This is a genomic window from Nocardia sp. NPDC006044 (assembly GCF_042871115.1).
GTDB lineage: Bacteria > Actinomycetota > Actinomycetes > Mycobacteriales > Mycobacteriaceae > Nocardia.
This window is the reverse complement of record NZ_JBIAID010000004.1, coordinates 618,356-634,730: the sequence shown is the minus strand read 5'-3', so window position 1 is coordinate 634,730 and position 16,375 is coordinate 618,356. Positions and strand designations below refer to the sequence as shown.

Below are 16,375 nucleotides of genomic sequence, written 5' to 3'. Positions count from 1 at the left end.
CGTTTTCTACTGTGCCGCAGTCGATCCCGAGCACACTCGGACCGACGCCAGTTCCAGCAGACCGTCGAGATCGACCTTCCCGACGGTCTGGTTCGGGTCGACGCGGAGGCCGTCGCGGCGGGCGAGGTCGAGGATGCGTTCGGCCAGGGGCATGACCATGTGGCGGCCCCAGCATCGTTCCGAGGCATGACCGAATGGGAGGTAGCCGGGGTGGGTTTCGGGGTCGAGGCTGTTCCAGCGTTCCGGGCGGAATTCACCGGGTGCCTCCCAGAGGCGCGGGTCGCGCTGGCTGAGCAAGGGCAGCAGGAGCAGGTCGTCACCCGTAGTGATGCGGGCGTCGACGGCCGGGAACTCGGAACCCTTGAGACGCAGGAGGTTCCAGGACGGCGGGAGCAAACGCAAGGCTTCCAGCAGAATGTTGCGGTTCGAGGTTTCGGGGTCCAGCGGCGATGCCAGCCACAGCGCGCTGGTAGCCAGGGCGGCCACCGTGAAACACACCGGCGCCGCCACTCTGCGATAGAGGTACATCGCGTATCGGCGATCGCGAAAGCTGTTGGCCTGGAAAACGTGTTCGGCCAGCTTCGACAGCGGACGCTCCGCGCCCGTCCGGCCGATCAACGCGGCGCCCGAGGTGACCACCGACCAGGTCAGCTTCGGAGTCAGTTCGAGTCTGCGGTCGACCAGCACGCGGAAACGGATGTCTTCACCACCGAAGACGAGATCGCGCACGTAATCGTGGGCTCGTTGCGGCCACACGCCGACGAGCGAATCATCGGCTTCGAGCGGAGTTTTCAACGCCGTGCGCACGTCGGCGCCGACCGCCTGCATGAATCTGGAGGCGTCGGCCCGATCGACCAGCCGTCCGCGGACGGGTTTGAAGGTCGGTCGTTCGTCGGGCCGCGCGGGCCGGGCGCCGAGCACCGCGTCCATCAGATCGGCGCCGGCGATTCCGATGGTGTCCGGCTCCAGTCTGAATAGGTCTTCACCACAATACTTTTCGAAAAGTTCGGCGATACGCGGGGCGAAGACGATGGTCCGCGAATTTCCGGCCGTGTGCCGTATGGACATGACGAACCCCCGGATGTCAGGCGGGACTCGCGCCCGGCAGGGTGACCGGCGGGCGCGAGTGCGACAAGGTGCCGGAAGAGTCAGATCCAGCCGTACCAGGCGTACTTCTTCAGACTCTTCTCCTGCTTGATCCGTTTGACCATACGTACGATAGTCATGACTCCACCTCCGGTTGTGAGTGTGTTCGGTGCGTGTACCTGGATCGCAGGCACACGACGAGCGTATGCGAAACCCGTTGGGCGGCAGGCATTTCTCGAAGAATTTATGACCAGATGATGTGCCGGTGACGCGCGACTTACGCACTCTGTACCGTTGACTCATGTCGGATAACAACAAGCACAATCTCGTCTACTTCGAGAACCCTTCCATGCGAGGGTTATACGACGCCATGACGGAGTGGCAGCGGGATGCCAACCGGCGACTGTTGTCGATCACCGTTCAGCGAGACGGGGACAACTACTGTTGCATCGCGCTGACCAATCCGACCGAGGTCGTGATCACCAGCGCGGATGGGCACAACCACGCGAACGTCAGCCGGTTCGGGACGCTCGCCGTGGATGGGCAATAAGGGCGTCCGGCGATCAGCGGGTTCTGCTCAACGGCCTTGGTGCCTCGGCGTTTCGCCTCCGGCGGACCAACGGGTCCAGCGTGGCATGGATGATGAAGTATTCCGCGACCAGCACATTGCCCAGCAGGGACGCCCACGCGCTCGCGGTGTAGATGTCCCGATACTCCAGTGACGGAACGACTTTCGCCAATTCCGTGCCGGCGAGCAGGTACAGGCGCAGCGTCACGGCGGCGAAGGTCAAGGCGTAGTTGCGGATCATCCAGATCCGGTGCAGTTTCACCTCACCGCGCCGAATCGTTCGATAGCCCTGCGCGGCCGTGTACAGCCACGCCACCACCAGCATGTAGAACGCGACCTGCAACGCGAAGCCACTCGGCGTCACCGCCGCCGCATACGATGCCGCGGCGGCGGCCGCCACGACCGAGATCAGGTACACCCGGCCCGCCATCCGGTGCCATCTCGGAAAGCGCGCCCGCAGCTGCGGCACGAACTGCCATGGTCCGATGATCAACGCCAGGCCGGCGGGCACCGCGTGCACGACCAGGCTCAGGTAGTACCCCACGATGCTCCGGTCGATGGGCACGGTCGAACTGTTCATCAGGTACGGGGTCACGAAGAAGGCAGCGATACCGATCGCGAACACGACCAGCAGGCCCCACAGGAACCACCACCACCGCCGGCGCACGGCCGGTGACATGACTGCGGACATAAGAAACTCCGATGCTCAGCTTGGGTTGTCAATTGCCTTGTGCCGCTGTGGAAACGGATTGCCATTCGCGCCACACCGCGAGCCCGGATTCGTACTCCTGCGTCACGATCCGCACCGCCGTGTCCCCCAGCAGCAGGCGCAGCGGCGGCTTCGCCGAATCGACCAGATCCGCCACCGCCGCCAAGTCCCGGGCCGTCCCCGCAACCCGATCCCCCCGATCCAGCGCCGCCGAAGCCCACTCCCGCCCCAACCCCCGAGACACCCCGGTAATGAACCAAACCTTGCCCATCCGCTTACCTCACTCGCCCGATCCACTGAACTAACGCCGTAAGGCTACGACTGTTAGCTCATCGAGCGCAAGAGGTAACACGTGTAAGTTTTGTGGAGTAAGGCGAAGACGGGGGCTACGGGCCCACCGACGTACAGCCAGCGAGATTTACCGACTGAATTCGACCGAGATCAACCGGATGAGCGCGCAGACTGCAACTGCGCCAACGCCTTTCGCACATCCGCGAAAGCGACGTCGGGCAGCTCCCCCAGATCGAACCAGCGATACTCGGTGTTCTCCCCCGACAACTCGATCACCTGGTCATCAGCGATGGAGCACCGAAACGCGAGACCGATTGTGCGCAGCCCGGTATCGCCGTACACCGAGGAGAATGAGCCGACGAACGAGAGCCCGTCGACCTCCAGGCCGATCTCCTCGCGCGCCTCCCGCCGCAGGCCCTCCTCGGCGGTCTCGTCCCCGGACATGAACCCACCGACGGTGTCCCACTTCCCGAACTCCGGCTCGATTCCCCTGCGCAGCAACAACACCCGATCACCTCGGACAACCAGGCCGATCGTGGTCGGCAACGGGTTGTCGTACTTGACGTACCCGCAACGCGCGCAGACAGCCCGGATCTCACGACCGCTCCCGGAGCGCGCCAGTGCCGAGCCACACTTCGGGCAGTACTTCCAGTCCCGCATCGCTCCCCCTCAGCCGTCGGTCGCCACGCTGGATTGTATGGACGGGGCATCCGGCGCTGCGCTCGGGTCAGGGGGTGAAAAGGGTTGAGCCCCAATAGTCGTTGGGGCCTACGCCTGGGGGAACGGCGAAGACTGCGGAGCCTACGTGCTTGATGTATTCGTTGAGGGCGTCGTTGCGGGCCAGGTTGTTTTGCATGGGGACGAATTGGGTTTGCGGGTTGCGGCAGTAGGCGATGAAGAAGAGGCCGGCGTCCAGGTGGCCGAAACCGTCGGAGCCGTCGGTGAAGTTGTAACCGCGGCGCAGGATTTGGATGCCGCCCAGTTCCTCGGCGGAGGCCAGGCGTACGTGGGCGTCGGTGTCCACCAGCGGGCCGGAGGGACCGGCGGATTGCAGGTCCAGCTCGTCGAACTCGTCGCGGGCGCCCAGCGGGGCGCCGGATCCCTTGGTGCGCCCGATGACTCGCTCTTGCTCGTGCAGCGTGGTGCGGTCCCATGGCTCGATCAGCATGCGGATGCGCCGGGCGACGAGGTAGGAACCGCCGGCCATCCAGGCCTGATCGTCGGCACGGTCGACCCAGACGAACTTGTTGACGGTGTCGTGGTCTTCGGCCTTGATGTTGCGGGTTCCGTCCTTGAAACCGAGCAGGTTCCGGGCGGTCGTCTGACTGGTCGAGGTCGAGGACGTGCGACCGAAACCGAGCTGAGACCAGCGCACCGAGACCGCGCCGAAGCCGGCCCGGGCGAGGTTGCGGATGGCGTGCACGGCGACCTGCGGGTCGTCCGCGCAGGCCTGGATGGCGATGTCGCCACCGCAGCGTGCGGGTTCGAGCGCGTCCTTGGTGAACTTCGGCAGATCGACGAGCGCGTTCGGCTTGCGCGCGGCGATACCGAAACGGTCGGCCCCGTCCGCGCCGGCGAACAGCGACGGACCGAAACCGATCGTGAGGGTGAGCCGGGACGGGGACAGGTCGAGCGCCTCACCGGTGTCGGTCGGCGGCTTGTACGCGCCCGCGCCGACGGCGCCGCCCGGCTCGGCCTCGCGACCGGAGGTCATCCGCTCCGCCATCGAGGTCCAGGTCTTGAGCAGATCGATGAGTTCGTCGCGCGAGCGCGTGTGCACGTCGAACACCGCGAAATGCAGCCGGTCCTGGGTGGGGGTGACGATGCCGGCCTGGTTGGCGCCGCGGAACGGCACGATGCCGGAGGCACTGGCCGCCGCGGCGTTGCTCGACATCCGCCCGGCCAGCACACCCGCACCGGCGGCGGCGACGCCGAACCCCGCCGACCCGATCAGTCCGCGCCGGGAAATTCCGCCCCGTCCGGGGTCACGATCCTGCGACGACACCCTGCACCTGACTCACTACCGCGGACAGCGCGTCGATCTGCCGCGCGAGTGCGGCACGCTGATCGCTGTTGACCGTCTCATAACTGACATGTCCGTCGCCCAGCCGGTACTTGGCCAGTTCGCTGTCGAGTTCGGCGAAGCGCCGGTCGATCTGGGTGCCGAGTTCGGGGTTGCGCTCGTCGAGGATCGGCCGCAGGCTGGCGATCGCCGCCTGCGAACCGTCGACGTTGGCCTGGAAGTCCCACAGGTCGGTGTGCGAGAAGGTGTCCTCCTCGCCGGTGATCTTGGTCCGCGCGATCTCGTCGAGCAGACCCTGCGCGCCACCCGCGACCTGCACCGGATCGACGGTGTAGGCGGCCGCGCTCACACCCGCCGCCAGTTCACCCATGTCGGCGAGGAGCTGGTCGGCGATCTGGTTGGTGTCGGGTTGCAGGCCCTGGGCCCACAGATCCTTTTCCAGCCGGTGGAACCCGGTCCACTTGTCGCCCGCCGCGACATCGGCCTCGCGCAGATCGATGCGCGGATCGAGATCGTTCGGGAAGCTCTCGGCGACCGGCTCGATGCGTTCGTAGTAGGTGCGGGTGATCGGGTACTGCTTCTTGGCGGACTCGATATCACCGGCTTTCACCGCGGCCACGAACGACTTCGTGGTGTCCTGCAGCGCGCTCACTTGGCTCAGGATGTAGCGCTTGTAACCGGCGGCCGCCTCGGCGAGTTTGCCCGATTCATCCCGTTTTTGCGCCTGTCCGGTGACGGTGAAATCATGCCGGATTCCCTCGCCGACCATGCCCGGTTTGCACGCGGTCTGATATTTGCCGGGATCGGGCACGGAAACGATCAATTGGCGGGTGAGACCGGGGCCGATGTTCTCGATTTCGCCGATGACGCGCTCGCCGGCGCCGTACACGTAGAACTCGGTGACCTTGGTGCCGTTATTGGCGATCCGGAACGTGACCTGGCCGGTGTCGGCCGAATCCTTGGCCACCTCGCAGCTGGTGTCGTTCGCGGTGACCGCGATTTCGCCCGCCGATGCGTTGTCGGTCTTACTGGTGCACGAAACGAGCAGCGCGGGCACCGTCACCGCCACTGCTACCGGAATCATGGGAAAACGCACGGAGCGTGGACCTTTCGTCGTCACGGCGTGGCCGCGGTATCTGTCGGGGTCCGGGGATTTCCCCGGTTGAGGCTTGCGGCGGGGACCGGGCGCAGGAAGAGGAACAACACCACGACCACATAGAGGATCCACGCGACAACTTGCAGCACGGTCGGATCGGCGCGGAAGTTGAAGATGCCCTGCGCGACGGTGCCGTACCAGCTCGACATGGAAAACCACGAGGAAATGTCGAAGGCGTTCTGGGCCAGTCCCGGCAGCCAGTCCACGGTCTGCAGCGCCCGGATGCCGTAGGCGAGAATCCCGGCGGCGACCACGATCAGCAGGGCGCCGGTGTATTTGAAGAAGGTGGCGAAATTGATCTGCACGGCGCCCAGATACATCAGCACGGTCAGCGCCGCCGCGACCACGATGCCCAGCAACAGGCCGATCAAGGGCCACGAACTGCCGGTGGTGTTCTCGGCGTAACCGACCATCAGCAGCGCGGTCTCCACGCCCTCGCGCCCGACCGCGAGAAACGCCAGCGCTACGATCGCCAGCGGACCGACGTCCAGTGCCCGGGACATTCCGGCCTTCAACTCCCCCGAGATGGTCCGGGACGCCGTCCGCATCCACAGCACCATCCAGGTCACGATCACCACCGCGGCCAGCGAGGCAAGCCCGGCGATCAGCTCCGCGGCGAGGCCGGTCACCGTCGAGGTGCCGTAGCGAATGCCGACGAAGATCGCGGCGACCATCACAATCGCGGCGCCGACTCCGAGCGCGACCCATTTCAGCGCCTCGCGGCGCTGTGATTTCACCAGGAACGCGACCAAAATCATGACCACGATGCCGGTTTCGAGCCCCTCGCGCAGTCCGATCAATCCGCTGCCGAACAATTGTGCGGCGACCGAAGGTGCGTCGGAAGCGAACGCCTGCTCTTTCAAATCCACTCCCAGTCGAACCAAACCGAGCCTAACCACAGTTCGGCAAGGCAAACCTAGTCTTACACGCAGATAGCCAGTTTAGAAACCCGGGTAGGGCGAGTCCGCCGCTCGAACGCCGGCTACTTGTCGCCCCCTGCTGCCAAACTGCTTCCGGGTGGGAAATTCAGCATCACAGGGAGGCACATCCATGACCTTGAAGACGACACACCTCGACCCCGAAGAGCTGCCCTACAGCCCGGCGTTCACGCAGGGTGTGATCGCCCCGGCCGGCCGGACGCTCTACGTCGGCGGCCAGCTGGGTACCGACAGCAGCGGAAAGCTGCTCGACGGCATCGAGGCGCAGACCGAACAGGCGATGCGCAACGTGCTGACCGTGCTCACCGCCGCGGGCACCGGGCCGGAACATGTCGTCAAACTGAATATCTACCTGGTCAACGGACACGACGCGCGCGCGGGATACGAAGCGTCGCAATCGGTCTGGGGAAATCACCGCACGGCCATCACGGTGATCTCCACCGCCGAGCACGGCCGACCCGGCGCGCTCATCGAGATCGACGCGATCGCGCTCATCCCCGAGTAGGCCGCAGTCGTCGCCGAGGCCGCCAAGAGTACGCGGCCTCGGCGAAACCGGCGAGACACGTCAAGCCCTCCTGACGTCAACCTCGGCGTGCCACGCGCGTCCGCGCAAACAGGTGAAGCGTCATGCTTCGGCGGCGGACCGCACACATCCCTGAGGCGACATCGTCTTTCGCGCACTCCATGCCTGATCAGGACTCTGCAAGACCCGCAAACCCGGGTTGACAGCGCCGCCTGCCGAGCGCTGCCGGGCAAACATTAAATGACCAAATTATGTGAAGTGAGGCAACAACTTTCGCGTACTGCTACGGTGTGCCAGGAGTGACGACTACACTAACCCTCTTTCTGGAAGACGACACCTATGAGTGCAGCTTCGACAACTGGCAATGAATCAAAAGACACGGGGACACGACGCCGGTCGGTGTTGATTCGCAACCGTAACTTCGGCCTGCTCTGGGGCGGCGAATCGATCAGCCTGTTAGGCAGCGAAGTCAGCACCATCGCGTTGCCCTCACTGGCGGTTCTCGCGTTCGGCGCGGGCACGCTCAGCGTCGGCTCGCTGGTGGCCCTGCAATGGATACCGTTCGTTCTGCTCGCACCGATCATGGGCGTCTTCACCGACCGGTGGCGCAGGCTGCCGCTGATGATGATCGCGAACGTCGCCCGGGTGATCATCCTGGGCTCGCTGCCGCTGGCGGCGGTGATCGGGCACCTGACGATCACGCAGGTGTACATCGTCGCTCTGCTCAAGGGCATCTTCGACGTGGTCTTCCAACTCGCCTACCAGGCCTATATGCTGCAGATCCTGGCGCGCGAAGATCTGGCGGAGGGTAATGCCGCGACCCAGATGAGCCGCTCGATCGCCCAGGTCGCCGGCCGGTCGATCGGTGGCGGGCTGGTCGGGTTGGTCGGCGCCGCGAAGGCGATCGGCATCGACGCGGCGTCCTATCTCATCGCGGCGATCACCCTCGGGCTGATCAAGCACAAGGAACCCGCGCCCAAGCCTGCCGATCGCGGGCTGGCCGCCACGCTGCGGGAACTGAAGGCGGGCGCGGTGATCACGTTCGGCAACCGGCTGCTGCGCTCGCTGGCCTTGATGGCGACGTTCGGCAACATGGCGGTGTCGCTGACGCTGACCATGATCATCGTCTACGCCTACAAGAACCTCGGGCTGTCCGCCTCGCAGCTGGGCCTCGCGCTCGGCATCGGCAGCGTCGCGGTGATCGCCGGCGCGCTGCTGTCCAGGAAGATCAACGCCAAGCTGGGCATGGGCCGGACCGTGGTCCTCACCCACTCCCTGCTCGCCGTCGCGTTCCTGCTGCTGCCGCTGGCCACGCTGGGCAACAAGACGTTCGCGTTCGTCATCATCGCGATCTCGCAGGGCCTCTCGGCGGCGACCACACCGGTTGCCAACGTGGGCGGCATGACGATGATCCAGATGGCGACGCCGCCGGAGGCGATGGGCCGGGTGGCCGGCGTATCGCTGCCGTTCGTCTGGGGCGCCAACGCGGTCGGCCCGATCCTCGGCGGCGCCGTAGCGGTGGGGATCGGGACGCAGAACGTCTTCTTCCTCTCCGCCGCCCTGGCCCTGCTCGCGGTGGCGGTGATCTACATCGGCGGCGTGCACCTGATCCGCAACGAGGTGCCCGAGGAGTACCGCGCCAGGGTGTGATCGCCGCGGTGTAGCGGAACGATCGTCATGGTGGGCGAACGCGTGACGCATGGCGCGTCACGCGTTCGGCTCGGATTACCTTGGCGCGGAAGCGGATCCGGCGGGTAGCAGGGCGCGCACCGCGTCGATGGTGTCGGCGTCGGCCGGTTCCTTGTCCGGGCGATACCGCACGACCCGCGCGAAACGCAGCGCCACCCCGCCCGGGTAACGCGGGCTCACCTGCACCCCGTCGAGCGCGATCTCGACCACCAGATTCGGCTTCAGATAGACGGTGTGCTGGTCGCGGGAACGTTCGTGCCGCAGGAATTCGGCGGTCTGCCAGCGCAACAGCTCATCGGTGAGCCCCTTGAACGTCTTGCCGACCATGATCGGCTCGCCGCCGTCCGGATCGCGCGCGCCGAGGTGCAGGTTCGACAGATAACCCGTGCGCCGGCCGTACCCCCACTCGGCGCCGAGCACGATCAGGTCGAGGGTGTGCGTCGGTTTGATCTTCTGCCACGCGCGACCACGGCGGCCGGCCGCGTACGGCGCGGACAGCAGCTTGATCACCACTCCCTCGTGACCCGCCGTCAGCGCGGCGTCGAAATACTCCGCCACCGCCTCGGCGCCGGGCCGGACCAGGGCCGGAATGCTGTGCTCACCAACCACTTTCGTCATCGCAGCCCGGCGTTCGAACAGCGGCGCGTCGAGCAGATCGACACCGTCGAGGTGCAGGCAGTCGAAGAAGTACGGTCGCAACAGCAGATCCCGGGTCGAGGTGGCCTCGGGCACCGCCTGGCCGAGCGCGGCCGCCTCGCTGACCGTCGATTCGGCATCGGGCGTCAGGGCGAACCGGCTCATCGTCTCCTGGAACGGCCGCGGGCGCCCGGCATCCGTGAGCGCCAGGGTCTCACCGTCGAGCACCACGCTGTCGCAGTCCAATCCGGCGACCAGCTCGACCAGCTCCGGCACCTTCGCGGTGATGTCGCGCAGCGTCCTGGTGAAAATCCATACCTGAGTTCCCTTGCGGTGCACCTGAATCCGCGCGCCGTCGAGTTTCTGCTCCACGCTGACGTCACCGGCGAACTCGGCGAAGGTCTCGTCGAGGGTGCCGCCCGGCGAGGCCAGCATCGGCTGAATCGGCCGGCCGACCTTCAGCCCGAACTCCGACAGCGCCGCCGCGCCGCCGGTCAGCGCGGCCACCGCTGTCACCGGCAGCTGCCCCGACAGCATGTGGGCCCGGCGAACCAGATCGACCGGCACCTCGGCGGCCACCGCGACCGCCTCGGCGACCACCGCGGTCAGCGCCCCCTGGCGCAGCTCACCGGTCAGCAGCCGCACCAGGAATTCACGCTCGGCGCCGGTCGCCGCGGACAACAACGCCACCAGCAGCTCCCGCCGCCGCGCCGTCGAACCGGAACCGCTCGTGCCGGCCAGCTCGGTGAACGTCTCGTCCACCGCGGCGACGGTCAGGCTCGGTTCGGCGGCGGGCTCGACCTCGAGCGCCAGCAGTGTGCGCCAACCGGTACCGATGCGGCCCTGCAGCAACTCGCCGGAGGCCCACGCCACCACCGGCGCGCGTTCGTCCGGCTCGGCCTGCGCCAGCAGCGCGGCGAACGTGGCGATCTTGCTCTTGCGGGAGGAGGTCGCCCGCACGGCGCCGGACGCCTCGACGACTTGCGACAGCAGCACGAGTTCGACGGTAACGTGCGCGGCGGCGAATTGCCGGGAATTCAGTGCGCGGCGGCGTCCCAGCTGCGGCCGGCGCCCACCGCGACCTCCAGCGGCACCGACAGCTCGATAGCGTTCGACATGTGTTCGCGGGCAATGGCTTCCAGCGCGTCGCGCTCGCCCGCGGCGACTTCGAAGACGAGTTCGTCGTGGATCTGCAACAGCATGCGTGAACGCAGACCCGCGTCCCGGATCGCCTTGTGCACGTTGATCATTGCCACCTTGATGATGTCGGCGGCGGTGCCCTGGATGGGCGCGTTGAGCGCCATGCGTTCGGCGGACTCCCGGCGCTGCCGGTTGGTCGAATCCAGGTCGGGCAGGTAGCGGCGACGACCGAACAGCGTCGAGGTGTAGCCGACCTTGCGCGCCTCGACCACCGCGTGCCGCAGGTAGTCGCGGATGTTGCCGAAGCGCTCGAAGTAGACATCCATCTGCGCCTTGGCCTCGGCCGGCGTGATCTTGAGCTGCTGGGCCAGGCTGTTGGGCCCGAGACCGTAGGACAATCCGTAGGACATCGCCTTGACCCGGCGGCGCAGCTCCGGGGTGACCTCGGCGATCGGCAGGTCGAAGGCCTTGGACGCCACGAAGGTGTGCAGGTCCTCGCCGGAGTGGAACGCCTCGATCAGGCCCGCGTCCCCGGACAGGTGCGCCATGATGCGCATCTCGATCTGGCTGTAGTCCGCGCTCATCAGCGACTCGTAGCCCGCGCCGACCACGAACGTGTCCCGGATGCGACGTCCGGTGTCGGTGCGGATCGGGATGTTCTGCAGGTTCGGCTCGGTCGAGGACAGCCGGCCGGTGGCGGCGATGGTCTGGTTGAACGTGGTGTGGATGCGCCCATCGTCGCCGACCGTTTTCAGCAGGCCGTCCACGGTCACCTTCAGCCGCGTCGCGTCCCGGTGTGCGAGCAGGTGTTCCAGGAACGGATGCCCGGTCTTCTCGAACAGCGACTCCAGCGCGTCGGCGTCGGTGGTGTAGCCGGTCTTGGTGCGCTTGGTCTTCGGCATGTCCAGCTCGTCGAACAGCACCACCTGCAGCTGTTTCGGCGAGCCGAGGTTGATCTGCTTGCCGATCACCTCGTAGGCGGCCTCGGCGGCATCGGCGACCCGGGCGGCGAACTCGGACCGCAGCTGGGTCAGCTCCTCCACATCGACCGCGATGCCCGCGTCCTCCAGCCCGGAAAGCACCTCCAGCAGCGGCAATTCCATCTCGGTGAGCAGCAGGGTGGATTCGATGTCCGCCAGTTCGGTGTCGAGGATCCCGGCGAGATCGCAGATGGCGCACGCACGCAGGATCGCGGCCTGCGCGGTCGCGGCGTCACCCGGTTCGGCGGCGGTGTCCGCCCGTAGTTCCCGGGATAGGTAACGCAGCGACAGATCGCCGAGGTCGAACACGCGCTGGCCGGGCTTGACCAGGTAGGCCGCGAGCGCGGTGTCGCTGGTCAGTCCGCCGAGCCGCCGGCCGCGCCGGTGCAGCGCGTGGATCGCAGGCTTGGCCTCGTGCATCGCCTTCGGTGTGCCGGGGTCCGCGAGCCAATCGCCCAGTGCCCGTTCGTCTTCCGGGGTCAGTCCGGCCACGTCGAGGTAGCCGCCCGCGCCCGCCTCGGTCGAGACGGCGATCGCGATCAGATCGCCGGCCGCGTCCTCGGTCACCGAAACGCCGTAGCGCGCACCCGCTTTCGCGTGTTCGGCCAGCCAGTCCGCGACCGTGCCCGGCGCCACCGCGCCGCCGCTGATCGCGAAGCCCGACTCGGCCTCGGGTTCAGACGGCGCGAGGGTCTCGAACAGCCGATCGCGCAGCACGCGGAACTCGAGCCGGTCGAAGAGCCGGTGGATCTGCTCGCGATCCCACGGCCGGCGGACCAATTGCTCCGGGGTATAGGGCAACTCGACATCGCGGACCATCTCGGTCAGCCTGCGATTGAGCACCACGCTGGACAGGTTGGCGCGCAACGCGTCCCCCGCCTTGCCCGGCACCTCGTCGACCCGCTTCACCAACGTGGCCAGGTCGCCGTATTCGCGCACCCATTTGGCCGCGGTCTTCTCCCCCACGCCGGCGATGCCGGGCAGGTTGTCGCTCGGGTCGCCGCGTAGCGCCGCGAAGTCCGGGTACTGCGCCGGTGTGAGCCCGTACTTCTCCTGCACCGCCGCCGGCGTGAATCTGGTCAGCTCGGATACGCCCTTGCGGGTCAGCAGCACCGTGACGTTGTCGTTGACCAGTTGGATGGCATCGCGGTCGCCGGTGACGATCAGGACGTGGAACCCCTGTCCCCCGGCCTGTGTCGCCAGCGTGGCGAGCACGTCGTCGGCTTCGTAGCCCTCGATGGTCAGCACCGGAATCCCGAGGGCGGCCAGCATCTCCCAGATGAGCTCGAACTGGCCGCGGAACTCCTCCGGCGTGCGCATCCGGTTGGCCTTGTACTCCGGGTATGCCTCGGTGCGGAAGGTCTTGCCTTTGACGTCGAAGGCCGCGGCCACGTGTGTGGGCTGTTCGTCGCGCAGCAGATTGATCAACATGGCGGTGAATCCGTATATCGCGTTCGTCGTCTGTCCGGTGACAGTCTTGAAGTTCGCGGCGGGCAGCGCGAAGAACGCGCGAAAGGCGAGCGAGTGTCCGTCCAGTAGCAACAGCGTCGGCCGTACGCCGGCGGAGTCTGCACTCGGAGGGGAGTCGGTGCTCGGACGCTGGTCGGCGATGCCTGGGGTCACGTCTGCGAGTCTAGGCAACAAGCGGTACCGGGTCAGTGTCTTTGCCGGGACGTCGCTGACCGCTGGGGTCCTATCGATTTGCTCGTTCGATGCCCGGTGGGTCGATAGCCGAATGACATGTCGTGCAACGGCCTCCGGCACAACCTTGCGGATGGCGTACGAAAAAACCCGAAAGCGCCGATTCCGATTCGCTATGAGCAAATGCCGGGGTAAGCCGCGGCCGCCCACCCGAATAGACCGGCCGGTAAACATCGGCGAATCCGGCGGGCACCGGCCGTTACGGCAGCGCAAAGACGTTATTTCCGGCAACTACGCAGCGCCGGGACCTGTGGCAGTCGCGGAACCGCCCTCGAAAGCACTAAGTGAACGGTTCCTGTTTTCCTTTTTCTGTGTCGCAAAGGCGACATACAGTCGGCGCAGACAAGGGCGTGCGGACGCCTGCCGTGCAGGCCACGCTCGTGCTCGGCGTGGCGGAATCGTCCGAGTGCGGGAATCTCTCGCCGCTGATCCTGGTGACGGTGTTGCGCCTCCGGAAGAGATCTCTGTCGGTGGAATCGCCGACTTTACAACGTATCTCGCGCGACGTCTACAAGTATCGGCAACCTCGCCGCCACAGCCGTTGGGGTGCCGCGGAACCGGGCATTGCCGGGATCGGCGGGGCGGATGCACGAGCATGTCCCCAGTCATGCCCACGTCCGGGGAGCGGGGCGTTCCATGCTGCGGCCCCGGGCCCACCGGACCGGCCTCTACCTCGTGCGACGCCGAATACGCTGGGAGAAAACCGAACCCGCGCGCGGGCCGTGGCAGCAACGCCGCCTATCCGGCCGCGCCGTCTTCGACTAGCATCGGAACCCTCAGCGTAAGCCTGCGACCAGCGACAACGCAGAGTCGTGTCGTCAAAGCGACGACACTGCGGCAAGGCGGACTCCCGGGCAGCATTAGTCATCCACCGCAGTACGCACGCGTGTATATGTACATTACGATCAGCAGTGTTTAAGATAACAGAATCGACGCAGGGTGTCGTAAGTATCCCACACTCGGTGTAACGTATGAGCACATATACAAAATGTCGTCCGTGTCACTCGTGGGTCCGATCGACCCGGATGACCGCTCGGAAGTAGCTGAAGATTTCCGACCGATACACAGGAAGCTGAGCGACCTTTGGACTCCGACTGGGGTGTGCAGATGAGCAGCGAATCGCGAGACTACATGATCACCGTGATGACGCGCGACAAGGATCACGCGCCCGACCCCCGAATCAGCGCAGTCATCAGATCGAACGATGAGTCCGAGCCACACATCGTCGAATTGACTGTGCACGCCTCCGAACAGGGCGCGACCTTGCCCCATGCCGTGCGCGACATCAACTTCGAGCAGTTGGCGAAGGCGCTGTTGAGCACGGTGGCGGCGTCCGCGCTGATCACCGACGTGCCGCAGGCCACACCGCGAAACGACAAGCCGGCTCAACCACGGCGTAGCAGTGGAAGCGGCAGCACCGGCGGCAACGACGCCAACAACCGTCCGTACCGCAAGATGCCGGCCGTGGATGAAGTCCAGGCAGTGTTTCTGGAGACCGGGAGTGTCGGCAAACTAGCCAAACATTTCGATGTCCCTCGGTATACCGCACAGTCTTGGGTCGACCGGCTGCGGCGTTCAGGAGTGTTGGAACCCCCGGTCGCCAGCTAGGGTCCCGGTGACAAGAGTCTGTGCTGCGAAATGACTCCTCTCACTACCTACTGCGACTAACCACACATAGTATTTAGTGTCGTGCGCGTGCTGTCAAGTGGAACTTGATGGCGCGCGCACGCCTCTACGTGGTCTTTTCGATCGATTGTCGTCTCTGCCGAGCGATGCGTGCGCGCCGATGAACACCACACAGACGACACAGACTTCGCACTGCCGCCCGCGCCGTCGGCTAGTCGATAAACACGGCTCACAGCCCCGCTGCCGCGTCCTGCGGAGGTACGGCGCAGATCTTCTACCCCAACCGGTTTCGTGCGCTGAGCGGGTGCCACAGGTGTGCCGATCAGCGAGCGGCTTCGAGCCAGAGCGCCGCGGGCGTGCCCAGCCGAACGGACTCCACCGCGGTCATCCGATACACGTTCGCCGCGGTCGAATGCGCCAGCATGCCCCGGACGCCGTGCAACTGCAACGCGGTCCGGCCGGCCAGTCGCGCGTGCTCCGCCGCGACCGCCAGCACCGCCGCGGTACCGCACCGTTCGCCGCGATCGAAGGCCCAGGCGGCCTTGTGCAGCACCAGCCGCCAGCCGTCCGCCTCACCGAGCAGCGCCGCCAGCCGATGCGCGACCGTTTGCCGTTGCGCGAGCGGCTTTCCGGACTGGACGCGCCCGTTGACGTGTGTCCGCGCCACCTCCACGATCCGGTAGGCGAGGCCGAGCAGCAGCGCCGCCTGCCGGATTCGCGCCGCACCCAGCGCCCGCTCCCACTGTGCCGTCGATATCGGCAGGAGCTCGGCCGCGGCCCCGTCGAACCGCACCCGCGAGGCGGGCAGCCCGAACTGGTCGATGGATTCGACCGTGCAGGTACCGGTTTCCGGCAGCACGAGGTGCCATGAACCGTCATCCGCCCGCACCACGCACAACCCGATGACGCTGCGGGGCAACGGTTCCGACTCGCCCCACAGCTTTCCGTCCGGCGTCACCCGCAGGCGTGCCGGGCCGTCGGCGCCGATCACCACGGCATGCCGCAGTCCTTTGTGCAGGTCGGCGACGATCTCCGAAAGGTGTTCTGTCCGTATGTCATCGCTGTCGAGCAGGTCTAACGCGAACGCGGTCGCGCGGTAACAACCGAGCGGTTCCAACCCGAACCCGAGGCGTTCGTTCACCACGATGTCGGCGGTGAGCCCCAGCGCCAGGCCGCCGAACCGTTCCGGCGCGTTGAGGGTGGGCACGCCGATCGTCGCCAGCTGGGCCGACGGTTCGCCAGTGCGGGTCAATACGGTGTCCACGGCGTCGCGCAATCGCTCTTGCAGCGGATCGAGTCGCAGGTCCAT

The 16,375-nt window shown here is 66.3% G+C and carries 14 protein-coding genes and 1 pseudogene; 4 read left to right on the top strand and 11 right to left on the bottom strand.

Going from position 1 to position 16,375, the window contains the following annotated elements:
* Positions 1-6: 6 nt before the first annotated feature.
* Positions 7-1,068, bottom strand: a complete 1,062-nt coding sequence (locus ACFYO1_RS34005; protein WP_387240291.1) for a cytochrome P450 — start codon at positions 1,066-1,068, stop codon at positions 7-9.
* Between the two features lie 80 nt (positions 1,069-1,148).
* Positions 1,149-1,226 carry a tryptorubin family RiPP precursor gene (locus tag ACFYO1_RS34000; protein ID WP_387241672.1) on the bottom strand — a complete coding sequence of 26 codons (78 nt, stop codon included), beginning with the start codon at positions 1,224-1,226 and terminating at the stop codon, positions 1,149-1,151.
* A gap of 161 nt (positions 1,227-1,387) precedes the next feature.
* On the opposite strand from ACFYO1_RS34000, the gene ACFYO1_RS33995 reads away from it, so the two are divergent.
* Positions 1,388-1,636, top strand: coding sequence for a hypothetical protein (locus ACFYO1_RS33995; protein ID WP_387240287.1), 249 nt, complete (start codon positions 1,388-1,390; stop codon positions 1,634-1,636).
* 13 nt (positions 1,637-1,649) lie between these two features.
* Here ACFYO1_RS33995 and ACFYO1_RS33990 read toward each other — a convergent pair whose 3' ends face one another.
* The 6 genes and pseudogenes from ACFYO1_RS33990 to efeU all read right to left on the bottom strand — a co-directional run bounded on the left by ACFYO1_RS33990 (position 1,650) and on the right by efeU (position 6,696).
* A complete protein-coding gene (locus ACFYO1_RS33990; RefSeq protein ID WP_387240284.1) occupies positions 1,650-2,345 on the bottom strand; it encodes a DUF2306 domain-containing protein in 696 nt (231 codons plus the stop codon).
* Positions 2,346-2,499: 154 nt separating this feature from the next.
* Positions 2,500-2,634: pseudogene (locus tag ACFYO1_RS33985) on the bottom strand (short-chain dehydrogenase/reductase); the annotation flags it as partial.
* 170 nt (positions 2,635-2,804) lie between these two features.
* Positions 2,805-3,314, bottom strand: a complete 510-nt coding sequence (locus tag ACFYO1_RS33980; protein WP_387240281.1) for an NUDIX domain-containing protein — start codon at positions 3,312-3,314, stop codon at positions 2,805-2,807.
* 67 nt (positions 3,315-3,381) lie between these two features.
* Positions 3,382-4,659, bottom strand: coding sequence for an iron uptake transporter deferrochelatase/peroxidase subunit (gene efeB, locus ACFYO1_RS33975; protein ID WP_387240278.1), 1,278 nt, complete (start codon positions 4,657-4,659; stop codon positions 3,382-3,384).
* Positions 4,640-5,761: an iron uptake system protein EfeO gene (gene efeO / locus ACFYO1_RS33970; RefSeq protein ID WP_387241669.1), complete on the bottom strand. Its 1,122-nt coding sequence runs from the start codon at positions 5,759-5,761 to the stop codon at positions 4,640-4,642. Before efeO ends, efeB begins: the two co-directional genes overlap by 20 nt.
* 32 nt (positions 5,762-5,793) lie before the next feature.
* Positions 5,794-6,696, bottom strand: coding sequence for an iron uptake transporter permease EfeU (gene efeU, locus ACFYO1_RS33965; RefSeq protein WP_387240275.1), 903 nt, complete (start codon positions 6,694-6,696; stop codon positions 5,794-5,796).
* Positions 6,697-6,883: 187 nt separating this feature from the next.
* Here efeU and ACFYO1_RS33960 point away from each other — a divergent pair, with 187 nt between their 5' ends.
* Complete coding sequence (locus ACFYO1_RS33960; RefSeq protein WP_387240272.1) at positions 6,884-7,276, top strand: RidA family protein; 393 nt, start codon at positions 6,884-6,886, stop codon at positions 7,274-7,276.
* 417 nt (positions 7,277-7,693) lie between these two features.
* A complete protein-coding gene (locus ACFYO1_RS33955) occupies positions 7,694-8,944 on the top strand; it encodes an MFS transporter (protein WP_387240269.1) in 1,251 nt (416 codons plus the stop codon).
* A 75-nt stretch (positions 8,945-9,019) separates the two neighbouring features.
* On the opposite strand, the gene ACFYO1_RS33950 is transcribed toward ACFYO1_RS33955, so the two are convergent.
* Entirely contained in the window at positions 9,020-10,615 is a 1,596-nt protein-coding gene (locus ACFYO1_RS33950; protein WP_387240266.1) for an ATP-dependent DNA ligase, read from the bottom strand.
* Positions 10,616-10,656: 41 nt separating this feature from the next.
* Positions 10,657-13,362, bottom strand: a complete 2,706-nt coding sequence (gene polA, locus ACFYO1_RS33945) for a DNA polymerase I (RefSeq protein ID WP_387240263.1) — start codon at positions 13,360-13,362, stop codon at positions 10,657-10,659.
* Between the two features lie 1,185 nt (positions 13,363-14,547).
* On the opposite strand from polA, the gene ACFYO1_RS33940 reads away from it, so the two are divergent.
* A complete protein-coding gene (locus tag ACFYO1_RS33940; RefSeq protein ID WP_387240260.1) occupies positions 14,548-15,048 on the top strand; it encodes a hypothetical protein in 501 nt (166 codons plus the stop codon).
* 340 nt (positions 15,049-15,388) lie between these two features.
* On the opposite strand, the gene ACFYO1_RS33935 is transcribed toward ACFYO1_RS33940, so the two are convergent.
* On the bottom strand, positions 15,389-16,375 hold the full coding sequence (locus tag ACFYO1_RS33935) for an acyl-CoA dehydrogenase family protein (RefSeq protein ID WP_387240258.1): 987 nt from the start codon (positions 16,373-16,375) through the stop codon (positions 15,389-15,391).

Bases quoted from the DNA above. Each gene is read 5' to 3' on its own strand.
- ACFYO1_RS34005 (WP_387240291.1), bottom strand. From the start codon at position 1,068: ATGTCCATACGGCACACGGCCGGAAATTCGCGGACCATCGTCTTCGCC.
- ACFYO1_RS34000 (WP_387241672.1), bottom strand. From the start codon at position 1,226: ATGACTATCGTACGTATGGTCAAACGGATCAAGCAGGAGAAGAGTCTG.
- ACFYO1_RS33995 (WP_387240287.1), top strand. From the start codon at position 1,388: ATGTCGGATAACAACAAGCACAATCTCGTCTACTTCGAGAACCCTTCC.
- ACFYO1_RS33990 (WP_387240284.1), bottom strand. From the start codon at position 2,345: ATGTCCGCAGTCATGTCACCGGCCGTGCGCCGGCGGTGGTGGTGGTTC.
- ACFYO1_RS33980 (WP_387240281.1), bottom strand. From the start codon at position 3,314: ATGCGGGACTGGAAGTACTGCCCGAAGTGTGGCTCGGCACTGGCGCGC.
- efeO (WP_387241669.1), bottom strand. From the start codon at position 5,761: ATGATTCCGGTAGCAGTGGCGGTGACGGTGCCCGCGCTGCTCGTTTCG.
- ACFYO1_RS33960 (WP_387240272.1), top strand. From the start codon at position 6,884: ATGACCTTGAAGACGACACACCTCGACCCCGAAGAGCTGCCCTACAGC.
- ACFYO1_RS33940 (WP_387240260.1), top strand. From the start codon at position 14,548: ATGAGCAGCGAATCGCGAGACTACATGATCACCGTGATGACGCGCGAC.
- ACFYO1_RS33935 (WP_387240258.1), bottom strand. From the start codon at position 16,375: ATGGACCTGCGACTCGATCCGCTGCAAGAGCGATTGCGCGACGCCGTG.